Source organism: Streptomyces sp. NPDC090106, assembly GCF_044747265.1.
Taxonomy (GTDB): domain Bacteria; phylum Actinomycetota; class Actinomycetes; order Streptomycetales; family Streptomycetaceae; genus Streptomyces.
This window is the reverse complement of sequence record NZ_JBIVDS010000002.1, coordinates 952,841-968,352: the sequence shown is the minus strand read 5'-3', so window position 1 is coordinate 968,352 and position 15,512 is coordinate 952,841. Positions and strand designations below refer to the sequence as shown.

The window sequence follows — 15,512 nt, the reverse complement described above, 5'->3', positions numbered from 1 at the left end:
CGCGTGTCGTCAGACGGGGACGGGCGTTCCGGCCAGGTTCCCGAGCATGCGGCGGGTGCTCGGGCCGACGACGGCCGCCCACTGCTGCGGGGCGTCGGTGAGCCAGCCGGCGACCAGCGCGGCGAAGCCGGGGAGCTGCCGGCCCAGGTCGACGAGCCCCCGGTCGAAGCGGGCGGCGCCGTCCGGGGTGCGGACCAGCAGCAGTCCGGTGCGGTGGACCAGGTCGCGCAGGCCGTCGCCGGCGTGCCGGGCGGCGGCGCGCAGCAGGGCGTCGAGGACGGCGGGCAGGTGCTCGTGGCTCAGGAGGAACTCCAGGAGTTCTCGACGCAGCGGGCGCGAGTCGGGGGTGCCGGGCGCGGCGAGGACGCCGGCGAGGGCCGTGCGCACCTCCTGGGGGCCGCCGTCCAGCAGGCCGGTGACCAGAGGGAGGAGGACCGCCCGGGCGCCGGGTCCGTGGTCCAGTCGGCGGTCGACGTACGCGGCCACGTCCGCCGCCGTCTCCGGCCGCCGCTCGACGGCCTCGCGGACGAGTTCGGCGATCCGGCGGGCCGGGGTGGGCAGGGTGACGTCGGCGAGGGAGCGCAGTGCCTCGCCGCCGCCGGGCCGGCTCAGCCGGTCCCGGAAGGCGTCGAGGACCGGCTCCGGGTGGGTGGTGAGGGCGGCGACCAGCGCGCTCGGCGGGAAGTGCGGGTCGCCCGCCGTGAAGTGGCCGAGCGCCTGCGGCAGATGCCGGGCCCGGGTGCGCGGGTCCCGCACGAGCAGGGCGAGCGCGCCGCCGTGCAGGGTGCAGTCGGCGGGGCGGGCGAGCAGGGTGAGGGCGGCGAAGCGCAGCAGTTCGCGGTCGGCCTCGCTGCGCACGTGCGGGGCGGCGCGCAGCCCGTAGGCGACCGCGGCGACCCGCCGGTCGGGGCGCTCGTCGTGCGCCCACCGGTCCACGGCCCGGCACACGGCGGACGGCTCGTCCTCGGCCAGCACGGCGAGCAGTTCGTCCGCCCGTCCGTGCGCGCCGGCGACCAGCACCTCGGTGAGATCGTCCAGCGCCAGTCGCCGGTGCGTGTGCAGCAGCGCCTGCGCGGCCTTCGCCACGGTCGCGTGCGGCGTCGCGGGCAACGGCCGCTCGTCGTCGAACCAGGCGGTCAGATGCGGCTGTACGGCGGTGGCGTCGGCGGAGAGCAGCGCCGAGACCGCGTCCAGGAAACGGGGTCCGGTGTCCTGCGGCGGCCCGTCGGCGAGGACGAGCCGCCGCAGGAGGTCGAGGAGGGTGACAGGCGGGAGCGGCAGCGCGGTCCAGAAGGCCGGCGGGAAGGCGGCCGAGGAGCGTGCGGCGGGGTCGGTCCCGGCGCGTTCACGCACCCGCCAGGCCACCACCCGGTCGGCCAGCAGGCGCAGCACCCCCGTGTACAGCGTCGCGTCCGGCACGCGCCGCAGGGACTCGGTGAGCAGACGCGCCGCCCACCAGGAGTGCGGGTCGGCGTCCAGGGCCTGGACGAGTTGCTCGAGGCGGGCGGCGAGGGCGGGGGTGCCCTGCTGGCGGGAGAGCAGGAGCAGGGCCTCGACGACGGGGCCGATGCGGTGGTGCGGGACGGGCAGGGGGTGGGTGCGTGAGCGGTGCACGAGCGCACGCAGGGCGCCGTCGAGGTCGAGGTGGATGCCCTGGATCCAGTCGGCCAGTTCCTCGTGGGCGAAGCGGTAGCCGCCGCCCGCCGGGACGAGGAGGCCCTCGGTGAGGACGGCGGAGGCCCAGCCGGTGCCGCCGCCGAGCCGAGCCGGTGCCGGCCCCCAGGGGAACACCGCCTCGAACGACTCCCGGTCCAGCTCGCCCTGGCCGGGGCCGAGGCTGCGCCGGGCGGCCTCGTGCACCTGCCCGGAGACCTTCGCGGCGAGCCGGCGCACGGCGGTGCCGCGCAGCCCGTTCTCGGCGGCGAGGCGGACGGCGACGCGCAGGCACATCAGATCGAGGTGGGCGGCGAGGACGTCGTCCCGGCCGACCCGGGCGTCGGTCGCGGCGGGCAGCGCGGCGCGGACCTCGGACAGCAGGCGCAGGGTCAGGGGGTGGCGGGCGTCGGGGCCGGTGAGGGCGCCCTCGGGGATGCCGTAGCGGGCCCGTGCCTCGCGGGCCTCGGGCTCGTCCAGGTCGCCGAGCCGCACACGGGACGTCCCGGCGGAACCGCCCGGGGAGGTGGGGAATCCGGCGCCGTCCGCGGGGGGTGCGGTGAAGCCGGCGCCCTGCCAGTACTCCTCCCGGCACGCCACGACGAGCCGCGCACCGGTCTCCCGCAGCCACTCCCCCGTGCCTCCGGTCCAGTCGGAGAGGCGGTGGGCGAGGACGGGCGGCATCTCCTCGGGGCCGTCGAGCAGGAGCAGCAGGGGCCGTCCCGCGGCCAGGGCGAGCCGGGCGAGCCGCTCGGGGGTGATGTCGCCGAGGTCGGCGGGGCTCACGTCACGGGAGGCGGCGACGATCCGGGCGGCCCGGGTCACCGCCCGGTGGGCCGCGTCCGCGACGCCGATGTCGTCGTCCCGCAGGTCGGCGCCGCGCAGCCACAGGGTGGGGGCGGGCCGGGCGCCCCGGTGGCGGCGGGCGGCGAGGGCGGCGAGTTCCGTCGTCCGGCCGGTGCCGGGTGGTCCGACGACGGCGAGGGCGGGTGGCGCGTGGGGGGCGGTGCGTTCGGTGAACGCCGCCAACTCGGCGGCCACGGCGGTCCGTTCGACCGGCTCGACGGTTCCCGGGGTGCTCCCGCCGCCGAGGAACCCGTCGAGCAGCCCCGGCGGTCCGTCCTGTCCCACCGAGGTCGCGGTCAGTTCGAGGACGCCCGCGAGGTTCAGGTCGGGGCCGTAGGAGGGAACGGTCGCGGCGTTCTCGGCGAGGAGGTCGGCCAGGGGGCCGGGAGGTGCCGGGTGCAGGGGCACGGCGAAGCCGACCTCGCGGCGACCGCTGTGCAGGGCGGTGCCGAGGACGCCGACGACGGCGCCGGTCGCGGCGTCCAGGACCGGTCCCCCGGCCGCCCAGCCGCCGAGGCGCAGCGCGTCCTGGCCCGCGGTGCCGATCGCCAGCTCCATGACGTCGTCCACGAGATGGAAGCGGTCGGTGGCCGTGTAGGTCGCCGAGGCGGAGTCGAGGACGCGGGCCTCGCGCCAGCGTCCGGCGGCGATCCGGACGTAGCTGCCGATCGCGACGCGCTCGCGCGCGCCGACCGGCAGCGGCTCGACGCCGAGGCCCTCGGTGCGCACCAGCGCGAGGTTCCGCCCGGGCAGCACGGTCACCGCGTCGGCGCCCACCACGCAGTGCCGGTCCCCGGGGGCGTGCAGGACGAGCCGGGGCAGACCGTCGACGACCTCGTGGCCGGTGATCACGGTGCCGTGGTGGTCGGCGACGAAGCCGGTTCCCCGGGGGCGGCCCGCCAGGTCGTGGATGCGCACCAGGGGGACGTCCGGGCCGGTGGTCGCGGGAGGATCGTCCTCGCCGGCCTGTCGCCGGCCCCGTCCCGCCATGGTCGAACCTCCCCGCCGCGCACGTGCTCCGCATCCGACGGTAGGCATCGGCTGATCGCCGGGACAGATCGCGCCACGAACGCGCCCCCATCCGCTCCCCCGCTTCACTCCGAGCGCCTGCCCGGACGGGTGAATGGGACGGGGAGGGTGGATACACCCTAGGGGTGGGGGAACCGAGGGGGGACCGTGGAGCGGCGGACGACTCCGTGACCGCCGCTCCACGGGCGGAGCCCGTGGGTGAGCCGGCTCAGCCGAACACGGCCAGGCTCTTCGCCTTGCCCTTCTGCTCCTCGACCAGCGCGAGCAGCCCGCCCTCGGGGGCGAAGACCGCCACCGGACCGGCGCCCGCGTACTCCTCGGGCATCTCCAGCCGTACGCCGTTGGTCAGCAGCCGGGCGCGCCGGGCGTCGACGTTCCAGCGGGGGAACGCGGCGGTGGCGGCCTCGGCGACCGGCATGACGGTGAGGTCCTGCTGGAGCTGCTCCAGGGTCTTGGCCGCGTCCAGCTTGTACGGGCCGACCCGGGTGCGGCGCAGGGCCGTCAGATGTCCTCCCACGCCCAGGTCGGCGCCCAGGTCGCGGGCGAGCGCCCGGATGTAGGTGCCGGAGGAGCAGACGACCGACACGACGAGGTCGAGCACCGGGGTGCCGTCCTCGGCGACGGCGTCGCGCACGTCGTGCACACCGAAGGAGGAGACGGTGACGGGGCGGGCGGGGATCTCGAAGTCCTCGCCGTCACGCGCCCGCTTGTAGGAGCGCACCCCGTCGATCTTGATGGCGCTGACCTTGGACGGGACCTGCATGATGGCGCCGGTCAGCTTGGCGATCCCGGCGTCCACGGCGTCCCGGGTGACCTTCGAGGCGTCCGCCGACCCCGTGATCTCGCCCTCCGCGTCGTCGGTCAGGGTCGTCTGGCCCAGCCGGATGGTGCCCAGGTACTCCTTCTCGGTCAGCGCGAGGTGACCGAGGAGCTTGGTGGCCTTCTCGACGCCGAGGACGAGCACGCCCGTCGCCATGGGGTCGAGGGTGCCGGCGTGGCCGACGCGTCGGGTCCTGGCGATCCCGCGCATCTTGGCGACCACGTCGTGCGAAGTGAAGCCCGACGGCTTGTCGACGATGACAAGCCCGTCGGGCGTCTGGTTCTTCTGGGTCATGCGGAGGTGTCGTCCTCGTCCTCGCCCGGCTTGCGGTAGGGGTCGGCCTCGCCGGCGTAGGCGGCGCCGGCCGAGACCTCGCGCACCTTCTCGTCGGACTGGCGGGCCTTGTCGAGGAGGTCCTCGATGGTCCTGGCGTTGTCGGGCAGGGCGTCGGCGACGAAGGTGAGCGTCGGGGTGAACTTCACGCCCGCGGCGGCACCGACCGCGGACCGCAGGACGCCCTTGGCGCTCTCCAGACCGGCGGCGGCAGCGGCCCGCTCCTCGTCGTCCCCGTACACCGTGTAGAAGACGGTCGCCTCCCGCAGGTCACCCGTGACCCGGGTGTCCGTGATGGTGACGTGCGAGCCGAGCCGCGGGTCCTTGATCCCACGCTGCAGCTTCTGGGCCACCACCTCTCGGATGAGGTCCGCCAGCCTCTTGGCACGCGCGTTGTCGGCCACTGGTCCGTCTCCTTCGTTACTTCTCTTGCTGCTTGCTTCAGTCTTCGTCGCTGTGGAGCCTGCGTCGAACCGAGAGCAGTTCCACCTCGGGCCGTCCGGCCACCAGCCGCTCGCAGCGGTCCAGTACGTCGGTGAGGTGTCCCGTGTCCCCGGAGACCACCGCCAGCCCGATCTCGGCCCTGCGGTGGAGGTCCTGGCTGCCCGTCTCCGCCGCGCTCACCGCGTACTTGCGCTGGAGCTCGGCCACGATCGGACGGACGAGAGAGCGTTTCTCCTTGAGCGAGTGGACGTCGCCGAGGAGCAGGTCGAAGGACAGAGTCCCCACATACATGTGTGTTCCGGATGTCCCGCCGGTTCGGGGTACGGGCGCCATGCTCGACGCCGATACAGGAACCGTACACGCAACGGCCGGGGCCGATCGACGGAAATAACTTCCGCCGACCGGCCCCAGTCGCGTGTCAGGTCACACGCGCGGCTTCTCGCGCATCTCGTACGTCGCGATGACGTCGTCGACCTTGATGTCGTTGAAGTTTCCGAGGTTGATACCACCCTCGTAGCCTTCGCGGATCTCGGTGACGTCGTCCTTGAAGCGACGCAGACCCTCGATGTTGAGGCTCTCCGCGACCACCTTGCCGTCGCGGATGAGGCGCGCCTTGGTGTTGCGCTTGACCTCGCCGGAACGGATGAGGACACCGGCGATGTTGCCCAGCTTGGACGACTTGAAGACCTCGCGGATCTCCGCCGTACCGAGCTCGACCTCTTCGTACTCCGGCTTGAGCATGCCCTTGAGGGCCGCCTCGATCTCCTCGATCGCCTGGTAGATGACCGAGTAGTACCGGACGTCCACACCCTCGCGCTCGGCCATCTGCGCCGCGCGGCCTGCCGCGCGGACGTTGAAGCCGATCACGATGGCGTCGGAGCCCATCGCCAGGTCGATGTCCGACTCCGTGACCGCACCGACGCCGCGGTGCAGGACGCGGATGTCGACCTCTTCGCCGACGTCCAGCTGGAGCAGGGACGACTCGAGCGCCTCGACGGAACCGGAAGCGTCACCCTTGATGATGAGGTTGAGCTGCTGGACCTCGCCGGCCTTGAGCACCTTGTCCAGGTCCTCGAGGGAGACGCGGCGCGTGCGCTTGGCGAACGCGGCGTTGCGCTCACGGGCGGCGCGCTTCTCGGCGATCTGACGGGCCGTACGGTCCTCGTCGACCACCAGGAAGTTGTCGCCCGCACCCGGGACGTTGGTCAGGCCCAGGACCTGGACCGGAGTCGACGGGCCGGCCTCGGCGACGTTGTTGCCGTTGTCGTCGAGCATGGCGCGCACTCGGCCGTAGGCGTCGCCCACGACCATCGTGTCGCCGACCCGCAGGGTGCCTCGCTGGACGAGGACCGTCGAGACCGCACCGCGACCGCGGTCGAGGCGGGACTCGATGGAGATGCCCTGCGCGTCCTGGTTCGGGTTGGCCCGCAGGTCGAGCGAGGCGTCGGCGGTGAGGATCACGGCCTCCAGCAGGGAGTCGATGTGCAGACCCTGCTTGGCGGAGATGTCGACGAACATGGTGTCGCCGCCGTACTCCTCGGCCACCAGACCGAACTCGGTGAGCTGGCCGCGCACCTTGGTCGGGTCGGCGCCCTCGACGTCGATCTTGTTGACCGCGACCACGATCGGCACCTCGGCCGCCTTGGCGTGGTTCAGCGCCTCGATGGTCTGAGGCATCACGCCGTCGTTGGCCGCGACCACCAGGATCGCGATGTCCGTCGAGCGGGCACCACGGGCACGCATGGCGGTGAACGCCTCGTGACCCGGGGTGTCGATGAAGGTGATCTTGCGCTCTTCGTCGTTGACCTCGGTCGCGACCTGGTAGGCACCGATGTGCTGGGTGATGCCGCCGGCCTCGCCCGCGATGACGTTCGTCTTGCGGATGGCGTCGAGCAGTCGGGTCTTGCCGTGGTCGACGTGACCCATGACGGTGACGACCGGCGGACGGACCACGAGGTCCTCCTCGCCGCCCTCGTCCTCGCCGAACTCGATGTCGAAGGACTCGAGCAGCTCGCGGTCCTCCTCCTCCGGGCTGACGATCTGAACCGTGTAGTTCATCTCGCCCGCGAGGAGCTGGAGCGTCTCGTCGGAGACGGACTGCGTGGCCGTGACCATCTCGCCGAGGTTCATCATGACCGCGACGAGCGACGCCGGGTTGGCGTTGATCTTCTCCGCGAAGTCGGTGAGCGACGCGCCGCGGGAGAGGCGGATGGCCTCGCCGTTGCCGCGCGGCAGCATCACGCCGCCGACGCTCGGGGCCTGCATGGCCTCGTACTCCTGGCGCCTCTGCCGCTTCGACTTGCGACCGCGACGCGCGGGACCGCCGGGACGGCCGAAGGCGCCCTGCGTGCCACCACGGCCACCGGGACCGCCGGGACGACCGCCGAAGCCGGGACGACCGCCGCCGCCCGCACCGGCACCCGGACCACCGGGACGACCGGCGAAGCCGCCGCCACCGCCGCCGGGACCACCGGGACGACCGGCGAAGCCGCCGCCACCGCCGCCGGGACGACCGGCGAAGCCGCCGCCGCCACCGGGACGACCGCCGCCGCCACCCGGGCGACCGCCGCCGCCGGGACCACGGCCACCGGGGCCGCCACCGCCGGGACGGGGGCCCGCGGCAGGACGCTGCGGCATCATGCCGGGGTTCGGACGCGGGCCGCCGCCGGGAGCGCCACCGGGACGGGGACCGCCCTGGGGACGGGGCATGCCGCCCGGGCTCGGACGCGCGCCACCCGGAGCCTGCGGACGGGGACCGCCCGCCGCACCCTGGGGACGGGGACCGCCCTGGCCCTGCGGACGCGGGGCGCCGCCGGGACGCTCACCGGAGGCACCGGGGCCGCCGGGGCGCGGGGCACCGCCGGGACGGGGCGCCTGGGGGCGCGCCATGCCGGTGGAGCCGCCGGACGTGAAGGGGTTGTTGCCCGGACGGGGACCGGCCGGACGGGCACCGGGACGCGGCGCCTGGCCACCCGGACGCTGGGCGCCGGGGGCGGGACGGTCACCACGGCCCTGGCCGCCCTGTGCGGGGCCGCCGGGACGGGCGCCGGGACGCGGCGCCTGCTGGCCGGCCGGACGCGGGGCGCCCGGACGCGGGCCGGAGCCCTGCGCGGGAGCCGGCGCGGCGGGGGCCGCCGGGGGTGCCGTGAACTCGGGGGTCGTCGGAGCCGGAGACGCCGGCGCGGGGCGCGGCGCGGGCTTCGGGCCCGGACGGGGGCCGGAGGAGGCCGGTGCGGCGGGAGCCGCCGCGGGCTTCTCGGCGACGGCCGGCTTGGGGGCCGGGGCCGCGGGGCGCGGGCCCGGACGGGCACCCTGCGCCGGAGAGGGGGCTGCCGGCCGAGCCGGGGCAGCCTTGCGGGCGGGGGCGGACTTGCCGCCGCCGTTGCCCTGCTGGAGGGCGTCCGTCAACTTGCGGACAACGGGCGCTTCGATGGTCGAAGACGCCGAACGGACGAATTCACCGAGTTCTTGGAGCTTGGCCATGACGACCTTGCTCTCCACGCCGAACTCCTTGGCGAGTTCGTATACCCGGACCTTAGCCACTTCGCTCCTTTTAGGTCCGGGTGTGTCCGGACCGTCGCTACTTCATGGGCGTACTCATCGCGTGCTCATCGAGTGCTCATCGCAATCTCGACCTACTTCCAACTCGCGGGGTACCAGGGCCGCGCGGAGGTTCCGCGCGACGCTTCTTACGGTGTTGCCTGCTCAGCGACCGCTGCCCGGCAACTCTCCGTCCGCTCGACGTACTGGCGCAACGCCTTTGTGTCGAGCGCTCCCGGGGCGCGCAGCGCCCGCGTGAACGCCCGGCGGCGTACCGCCTGGTCGAGACAGACCAGGGTGGGGTGCACATAGGCACCCCGGCCGGGCAGCGTACCGCGTGGATCCGGGACACAGTCGTCCTTGATCACCACGGTGCGCAGCAGATCGGTCTTGGCCGCTCGCTGCCTGCACCCCACACAGGTGCGTTCAGGGCATGCGCGGGCGCGCGTCCGGCCAGACACTCTTAAGTCTACCTCCCCGTACCGACCTCACCCTTTTGGGGCAGGAATCGAACGGTTGTTGTCGTGATCTAAGCCAGGTACGGCCTGGATCTATTCCCCGCCCTGCTCGCCAGGCTGCTCGGTGTCCGGGCGGATGTCGATCCGCCAGCCTGTCAGCCGGGCGGCGAGGCGGGCGTTCTGCCCCTCCTTGCCGATGGCGAGGGAGAGCTGGTAGTCGGGCACGGTCACCCGGGCCGAGCGGGCCGCGAGGTCCACGACGTCGACCTTGGAGACCCGGGCGGGCGACAGCGCGTTCGCCACCATCTCGGCCGGGTCGTCCGACCAGTCGACGATGTCGATCTTCTCGCCGTTGAGCTCGCCCATGACGTTGCGCACGCGCCCGCCCATGGGGCCGATGCAGGCGCCCTTGGCGTTCAGTCCGCTGCGCGTGGACCGGACGGCGATCTTCGTGCGGTGGCCGGCCTCGCGGGCGATGGCGGCGATCTCGACGGACCCGTCGGCGATCTCCGGCACCTCCAGCGCGAACAGCTTCTTCACCAGGTTGGGGTGCGTGCGCGAGAGGGTCACGGACGGACCGCGCACCCCCTTCGCCACCCGTACGACGTACGACCGCAGCCGCATGCCGTGCTGGTACGTCTCGCCCGGGACCTGCTCCTGCACCGGCAGGATGGCCTCCAGCTTGCCGATGTCCACGAGCACGTTCTTCGGGTCGCGGCCCTGCTGGACCACACCGGTGACGATGTCGCCCTCGCGTCCGGCGTACTCGCCGAGCGTCGCGTCGTCCTCGGCGTCGCGCAGCCGCTGCAGGATGACCTGCTTGGCGGTGGTGGCGGCGATACGGCCGAAGTCGGACGGGGTGTCGTCGAACTCGCGGGGCTCCTGGCCCTCTTCGAGGTCCTCGGGGTCTTCCTTCGCCCACACGACCACGTGACCGGTCTGCCGGTCGAGCTTCACGCGCGCGTGGCGGTGGCTTCCCTCGGTGCGGTGGTAGGCGATGAGGAGGGCCGACTCGATCGCCTCGACCAACAGGTCGAAGGAGATCTCCTTCTCCCGCACCAAGCCCCGCAGGGCACTCATGTCGATGTCCACGGCTACGCCTCCTCTTCCTTCTTGTCCTTGCGGTTGAACTCGACCTGGACACGCGCCTTGTCGATGTCGCCGAACCCGAGCCTGCGGCCGGTGGCCTTGCGCCCCTTCACCCCGGGCACCTCGACGTCCACCCCGTCCTCGTCGACCTCCAGGATCCGGGCGACCAGCTCGCCGCCCTCGACGAGCTGGAACCTGACCAGCCGGTCGACGGCGCGCACGTAGTGCCGGTGCTCGTGGAGGGGGCGCTCCGCGCCCGGGGTGCCGACCTCGAGGGTGTACTCGCCGGTGCCCATCGCGTCCGTCTCGTCGAGCTTCGCCGAGAGCGCGCGGCTCACATCGGCGACGGCGTCGAGATCGGCGCCCTCGTCGGAGTCGACGACGACGCGCAGCACACGCTTCCGGCCCACGGAGTCCACTTCGATCTCTTCGAGATCCAGTCCCTGGGCGGTGACGAGCGGTTCCAGGAGCTCGCGCAGCCTTTCGCTCTGGGTCGTGCTCATCCGGGTGACTCCTCGGCCGCGTGTGCTGTTGTGGGAAGGTCGCGTGTCTGGTCAAAGGGTATCCGGTCCCACAGTGTGTTGCCGTCCACGTGCGTCGGCCGGGGACAGGCACGGTGCCGATGACTGGTGCCGGACCACCGCGCGGGTACCGTGATCACCTGCGGGACTGACCACCCGCCCGTGTGTTCGTACGAGCCCCCGAGGACGCCTGCCGTGCCGTACTCCCCACCGCCGCGCACCCTCTCGGGTCCGCGCAGAAGAACCCTCCTCGCGTCGGCCGCCGGGGCCGCCCTGCTCGCGGGCTGCTCGTCCGGGTCCGCGGACTCCGGCACGGAGGAGAGCACCGGGGGCAGCCCCTCGCTGGTGGAGCGGGTACGCGCGCGTGCCGCCCGGGACAGCCGGGGCCTGGTCGAGCGGTACGACGCGGCCCTCGCCGCCCATCCGGCGCTGACGGCACGGGTGGGGGCGCTGCGGGCGGAGGCGGTACGGCACGTGGAGGCGTTCGGGGGCACGGCCGCCTCGGCCTCGCCCACCGCGTCGGCCCCGGCCTCCGGTTCGCCGTCCGCGTCGACACCCTCCCCCGCCGCCTCGCCCGCGACCGAGAAGGACGCCCTCGCCGCTCTGGCCTCCGCCGAGCGCGCGCTGGCGGACGCGCGGACGCAGGCGCTGCTGGACGTGCCGGGTGAGCTGGCGCGGCTGCTGGCTTCGGTGGCGGCGGCCGGCGCGGCGCACGCCTATCTGCTGACGGAGGCCGCCAAGTGAGCGACGGGTCGAAGAAGCGGGAGCTGACCGCGCTCCAGGCGGCCCTGGCCGCCGAGCACGCGGCCGTGTACGGGTACGGCGTCGTCGGCGGGCGCATCCGCGAGGGCCGGCGGACCGAGGCGCGCGCGGCCTACGACGCCCATCGCGCCCGGCGGGACGTGCTGGCCCGGCAGGTGAAGGACCTGGGCGGCACGCCCGTGGCCGCGGCGGCCGGGTACGCGCTGCCGTTCGCGGTACCCGACTCGGAGGCGGCGGTACGGCTGGCGGCGGAGCTGGAGGACCGGGTCGCCGGGGTCTACTCCGACCTGGTGCGGGCCGCCACGGGCGACGAGCGGGCGACGGCCGCGGAGGCACTGCGGGAGGCGGCGGTCCGTGCGGTGCGCTGGCGCGGCGAGAGCGTAGCCTTCCCTGGTCTCGCCGAGCGGGCGGCGACCGTCGCGCCGTCCGCTTCACCGACGGTGTGACACGTACTGGAAGGGGACGACTCACGTATGGCTTTCGAAGCGCCGCCGCGTCTGGTGAGGGCGCTCGGTGAGACGGCACCCGACGGTGACGACTGGTTGGAGAAGCTGCCCGAAGTGGCCGAGCAGGCCATCGGGCTACGCGAGTTGACCGTGGAGCGGGTCCAGGTGCCGGGCGGGCGCAGCAGCCTGGTGCTGCTGGTCCGGCGGGGCGACGGCACGCCCGCCGTGCTCAAGCTGGCGCCGCCCCGTTCCCGGCCCGAGGCGGAGCGGGCGGCGCTGGCGCACTGGGGCGGGCTGGGCGCCGTGCAGCCGGTGGAGCCCCGGGTCGCCGAGGGGGTGCTGCTGCTGGAGCGGCTGCACCCCGATGTGTCGGTGCGGTCGCTGCCGGAGGCGAAGGCGCTGCTGGAGGCGGCGGGAACGCTGCGGCGGCTGTGGGTGGAGCCGCCCGGGGAGTACGTGTTCGAGACGGTCGAGGAGCGCACCGGCCGGCAGGCCGAGGCGATGCGGGCCGGTGCCGTCGGCGACGCGGTCGCGCTCGTGGACGCGGCGCTGTCGGCCCGCGCGGAGCTGGTGGCCGCGCCGCCCGAGCGCAGGCTGCTGCACGGGACGTTCCGGCAGAGCAAGGTGCTGGCCGGCGAGCGGATGCCGTGGCTGGCCGTGGGGCCGGACCCGGTGGTCGGCGAGTGCGCGTTCGACCTGGCCCGGCTGGTACGGGACCGGGTGGAGGACCTGATCGCCCAGCCGTCGGGGGCGGCGACCGCGCGACGCCGGGTGAAGCGGCTCGCGGAGTCCCTCGAAGTCGACCAGGAGCGGCTGCGGGGCTGGGCCCTGTTCCGCGCGGTCGAGTCCGGGGTGCGGGCGCTGCGAGTGGGCCGCCCCAAGGACGCGGAACTGCTGTTGGAGTTCGCGGGCTGGCTGTAGGCCGCCGGTCGGCCACGCCCCCCTGCCGCTGCCGCAGGGGGGCGTGGCGGGTCCGGCCGACGTGCCTCCCGAGCCGGTCGGCCGGAGTCTCACGGGGTGCGCGGGGCGGGCCCCGGGGAGCCTTCGGCGTCACCGGGAGGCGAGGCCGGCGCGCTCTCCGCCGACAGCAGCCCCTCCAACGCCAGAAGCCGGGTGTGGCGGCGCAAGTGGGCCGCCTGCTCCAGGAGTTGGTGGGCGGGTGCCGGAACGCCGGCGGGGGCGTGGCGGGTGTGGGTGAACAGGGGGAGGTCGGCGGGGCGCAGATGCCAGGACATCCGCCGGCCGCCGGCCTCGACGCACAGCCGGTGGCCCCCGTCCGGGCCGGCCTCGGGGTCGGGTGCGAGGAGGACGGCGCTCGCCGGGTGGAGTGCGGCGAGCCAGGCCAGCAGGTGCGCCCGTTCGTTGCGGACCCGGGTCAGCTCCCGCTCGTAGCAGTCGGCGTGGTGCCGCCAGCGGTCGCGCTGCCGGCGGCAGTCGGCCAGGTCCCGCTCGCCGCGCGGCGGGCGCCGGGCCGACCGGACGAGCCGGTGCAGCGCCACGGCGGTCCGGCGCAGGAGACGGGGCGGCAGGGCTGGCAGGGGTGAGGAGCGCGGGGAGCGCGAAGGCATGGGTACTCCGGTGACGGTGAACGGTGGTCAGCACGGGTCGCCCGCCGCACCGGCCCAGGGCACGGTCCGGTCGCGGGTGGACCCGGTACGGCGGTAGGTCCCGGCGCCCCGGGCGTTGGCGCTGCGGCACTCGTCGTCGACCGGTTCACCCTTGCGCAGGTGCCGCTGGTAGGCGGCGCGGGTCCCGCAGGGCGCGACCCGGGCGCGGGGCCGCGGGGGCGCGACGGGTTCGGGCGGGGCGGCGGGCGGGGGCTCACGGCGGGGGCGCCGGTCCCTGGCGCGTTCCAGGGCGTGGCGCTGGGGTCCGGTCAGTCCGGCCACGATGCCCTGGCGGTGGCAGCGGGGCAGGTTCCGCTCCCGGTGCAGCACCGCGGCGAGGCAGGGTTCGAGGACGGGGCAGGCCCCGCAGATCGCTATCGCCGTGGGCCAGGACCGCCGGGTGAACCACAGGTCGGCGTCGCGCAGCCGGCAGGCGGCGCCGGTCTCCCAGATCCGCGAGCCCCCGTCCGCCCCGGCCTCGGCGCGGTCCGGGCTCACCAGGGCAGCCCCGCCGGATGCCGCACGGGCCGCGGCACCGGCACGGGCACCGCCGCCGGGACTCCGGCGTCGCTCTCCTCGCGCCGCGGCACGTCCGTGACCGGCGCCATGACCGGTGCCGTGACCGGTGTCAGCGGCCCCAGATGGGCCACCACGTTGGCGAGGGAGCACCGTTCGGGCCGGCCGTCCACGGACATCAGCGGCATGCCGTCCTGGCGCCGGCACCCCTGGAAGTACCAGAGGTCGCCCTGCGCGTCGCGCAGCGGGAGCGTCAGGTCGTACGTGACGCCGCCGAGCCGGAAGAGCCGCGCCCGGGACATCGTGGGGGCGGGCGGCCGGGCCGAGGCGCCGTGGGCCACGACGGTCACGCGCACGCCGTCGAGCTCGCCCTCCCCGACCACCGTGTGAGGGCGGCTGCCCTCGCCGACGATCGTGATGCCGAAGTACGCGCGCCAGCGCGTCCATCGCGCGGGACCGTCGACGCGCAGCACCACCCGGACCCGGTCGCCGTCCACCCGGACGTCGGTGGGGCCGATGTGTCCGGCCAGATGGCGTTCGACGGCGCGGGCGACTCCCCGGGCCCGCGCGCAGGCGGTGTCCCAGGCCATCGCCTTGTGCTCCAGGGCGGTGAGCGGGCGCCCGGCCTGGGACCAGCCGCCGTCCGGGGTGCGGCGCAGCACGGTGCCCGGCGTGCGGCGCGGGTCGACGAGGAGGTGCGCCGAGTCGAGCGCGTGCGCCACGGCCGCCGCCTGTTCGGGCGGGACGGAGCCGAGGACCGCGTGGATGACGGTGACGGCACGCCTGAGGTTGCTGTTCACTCGGACACCCTCCCGGCGCTCCAGCGCAGCTTCTGCAGGGCGCGGTAGGTGAGCGCCCTGACCGCGCCCACCGTGCGGCCCATCGCCAGCGCGGTCTCCTCCGGGCTGAGCTGGCTGAGGTACCGCAGCTCCACGCAGTGCCGTTGCGGGGCGTTCAGGCAGTGCAGGGCGGCGTGGACCGTCTCGTGCGTCTCGACGGCCTCCAGTTCGTTCGCGACGAGGGCTCCGGTGCCGCGGCGGGCGTCGCGCGGGTCGTCGAACTCGGCGACCGGGGTCTCCAGCCGGGTACGGCCGCGGCCGAGTTCGTCGAGCCAGAGGTTCTTGGCGATGGTGGTGAGCCAGGCGGCGAAGGCGGTGCCCTGCCAGGTGAAGGCGTCGATGCGGCGCAGCGCGCGGATGAACGCCTCCTGGGTCAGGTCCTCGGCGAGGTGTCTGTTGCGGGTCCGCACGAGGAGGTAGGCGTACACGACGCGGTAGTGCTCGAAGTACAGGGCGGCGAACGCCTCGCGGTCTCCCCCTCGGGCCCGTGTGACCAGCTCGGGTTCCGGTCCGGCCGGGGTGGTGGAGAGGTTGTCCGGTAAAGACACGACGGGCACTCCTGTCGGCATCGTTTTCATCTTCAATCTTCATGTAGATGTAGATTCTCGG

Annotated in this window: 15 protein-coding genes; 3 read left to right on the top strand and 12 right to left on the bottom strand. The window is 74.5% G+C overall.

Annotated elements, in window-relative coordinates:
• Positions 1-9 precede the first annotated feature (9 nt).
• The 8 genes from ACIPSE_RS09895 to rimP form a co-directional block, all read right to left on the bottom strand.
• Positions 10-3,489 carry a trypsin-like peptidase domain-containing protein gene (locus tag ACIPSE_RS09895; RefSeq protein WP_401659662.1) on the bottom strand — a complete coding sequence of 1,160 codons (3,480 nt, stop codon included), beginning with the start codon at positions 3,487-3,489 and terminating at the stop codon, positions 10-12.
• A 247-nt stretch (positions 3,490-3,736) separates the two neighbouring features.
• Positions 3,737-4,642, bottom strand: a complete 906-nt coding sequence (gene truB, locus ACIPSE_RS09890) for a tRNA pseudouridine(55) synthase TruB (RefSeq protein ID WP_401659660.1) — start codon at positions 4,640-4,642, stop codon at positions 3,737-3,739.
• Positions 4,639-5,085, bottom strand: coding sequence for a 30S ribosome-binding factor RbfA (rbfA, locus tag ACIPSE_RS09885; RefSeq protein WP_401659657.1), 447 nt, complete (start codon positions 5,083-5,085; stop codon positions 4,639-4,641). Before rbfA ends, truB begins: the two co-directional genes overlap by 4 nt.
• A 37-nt stretch (positions 5,086-5,122) precedes the next feature.
• Positions 5,123-5,416, bottom strand: coding sequence for a DUF503 domain-containing protein (locus tag ACIPSE_RS09880; RefSeq protein WP_019074817.1), 294 nt, complete (start codon positions 5,414-5,416; stop codon positions 5,123-5,125).
• A 132-nt stretch (positions 5,417-5,548) separates the two neighbouring features.
• Positions 5,549-8,668 carry a translation initiation factor IF-2 gene (gene infB, locus ACIPSE_RS09875; protein ID WP_401659653.1) on the bottom strand — a complete coding sequence of 1,040 codons (3,120 nt, stop codon included), beginning with the start codon at positions 8,666-8,668 and terminating at the stop codon, positions 5,549-5,551.
• A gap of 146 nt (positions 8,669-8,814) precedes the next feature.
• Positions 8,815-9,126, bottom strand: a complete 312-nt coding sequence (locus ACIPSE_RS09870) for a YlxR family protein (RefSeq protein WP_401659650.1) — start codon at positions 9,124-9,126, stop codon at positions 8,815-8,817.
• A 90-nt stretch (positions 9,127-9,216) separates the two neighbouring features.
• Entirely contained in the window at positions 9,217-10,215 is a 999-nt protein-coding gene (nusA, locus tag ACIPSE_RS09865) for a transcription termination factor NusA (protein WP_401659647.1), read from the bottom strand.
• A 2-nt stretch (positions 10,216-10,217) separates the two neighbouring features.
• Positions 10,218-10,715 carry a ribosome maturation factor RimP gene (gene rimP, locus ACIPSE_RS09860; protein WP_401659645.1) on the bottom strand — a complete coding sequence of 166 codons (498 nt, stop codon included), beginning with the start codon at positions 10,713-10,715 and terminating at the stop codon, positions 10,218-10,220.
• Between the two features lie 213 nt (positions 10,716-10,928).
• On the opposite strand from rimP, the gene ACIPSE_RS09855 reads away from it, so the two are divergent.
• Genes ACIPSE_RS09855 through ACIPSE_RS09845 form a run of 3 tightly spaced genes read left to right on the top strand, consistent with a single transcriptional unit; the run spans position 10,929 to position 12,862 of the window.
• Positions 10,929-11,477 carry a hypothetical protein gene (locus ACIPSE_RS09855; protein ID WP_401659643.1) on the top strand — a complete coding sequence of 183 codons (549 nt, stop codon included), beginning with the start codon at positions 10,929-10,931 and terminating at the stop codon, positions 11,475-11,477.
• Positions 11,474-11,941, top strand: a complete 468-nt coding sequence (locus ACIPSE_RS09850) for a ferritin-like domain-containing protein (RefSeq protein ID WP_401659641.1) — start codon at positions 11,474-11,476, stop codon at positions 11,939-11,941. Before ACIPSE_RS09855 ends, ACIPSE_RS09850 begins: the two co-directional genes overlap by 4 nt.
• A 27-nt stretch (positions 11,942-11,968) precedes the next feature.
• Positions 11,969-12,862, top strand: coding sequence for an aminoglycoside phosphotransferase family protein (locus tag ACIPSE_RS09845; protein WP_401659638.1), 894 nt, complete (start codon positions 11,969-11,971; stop codon positions 12,860-12,862).
• An 89-nt stretch (positions 12,863-12,951) separates the two neighbouring features.
• Here ACIPSE_RS09845 and ACIPSE_RS09840 read toward each other — a convergent pair whose 3' ends face one another.
• Genes ACIPSE_RS09840 through ACIPSE_RS09825 form a run of 4 tightly spaced genes read right to left on the bottom strand, consistent with a single transcriptional unit; the run spans position 12,952 to position 15,451 of the window.
• Positions 12,952-13,509 (bottom strand): hypothetical protein, encoded by a 558-nt coding sequence (locus ACIPSE_RS09840; RefSeq protein ID WP_401659635.1) that lies wholly within the window; start codon positions 13,507-13,509, stop codon positions 12,952-12,954.
• Between the two features lie 27 nt (positions 13,510-13,536).
• The gene (locus ACIPSE_RS09835; protein ID WP_401659633.1) at positions 13,537-14,046 is read right to left on the bottom strand and encodes a WhiB family transcriptional regulator; all 510 of its coding nucleotides are present in this window, start codon (positions 14,044-14,046) and stop codon (positions 13,537-13,539) included.
• Positions 14,043-14,864: a BN159_2729 family protein gene (locus ACIPSE_RS09830; protein WP_401659630.1), complete on the bottom strand. Its 822-nt coding sequence runs from the start codon at positions 14,862-14,864 to the stop codon at positions 14,043-14,045. The genes ACIPSE_RS09835 and ACIPSE_RS09830 overlap by 4 nt, the downstream gene beginning before the upstream one ends.
• Positions 14,861-15,451 (bottom strand): RNA polymerase sigma factor, encoded by a 591-nt coding sequence (locus tag ACIPSE_RS09825; RefSeq protein ID WP_401659628.1) that lies wholly within the window; start codon positions 15,449-15,451, stop codon positions 14,861-14,863. The genes ACIPSE_RS09830 and ACIPSE_RS09825 overlap by 4 nt, the downstream gene beginning before the upstream one ends.
• Positions 15,452-15,512: the final 61 nt, after the last annotated feature.

Bases quoted from the DNA above. Each gene is read 5' to 3' on its own strand.
- ACIPSE_RS09895 (WP_401659662.1), bottom strand. From the start codon at position 3,489: ATGGCGGGACGGGGCCGGCGACAGGCCGGCGAGGACGATCCTCCCGCG.
- truB (WP_401659660.1), bottom strand. From the start codon at position 4,642: ATGACCCAGAAGAACCAGACGCCCGACGGGCTTGTCATCGTCGACAAG.
- ACIPSE_RS09880 (WP_019074817.1), bottom strand. From the start codon at position 5,416: ATGTATGTGGGGACTCTGTCCTTCGACCTGCTCCTCGGCGACGTCCAC.
- rimP (WP_401659645.1), bottom strand. From the start codon at position 10,715: ATGAGCACGACCCAGAGCGAAAGGCTGCGCGAGCTCCTGGAACCGCTC.
- ACIPSE_RS09845 (WP_401659638.1), top strand. From the start codon at position 11,969: ATGGCTTTCGAAGCGCCGCCGCGTCTGGTGAGGGCGCTCGGTGAGACG.
- ACIPSE_RS09840 (WP_401659635.1), bottom strand. From the start codon at position 13,509: ATGCCTTCGCGCTCCCCGCGCTCCTCACCCCTGCCAGCCCTGCCGCCC.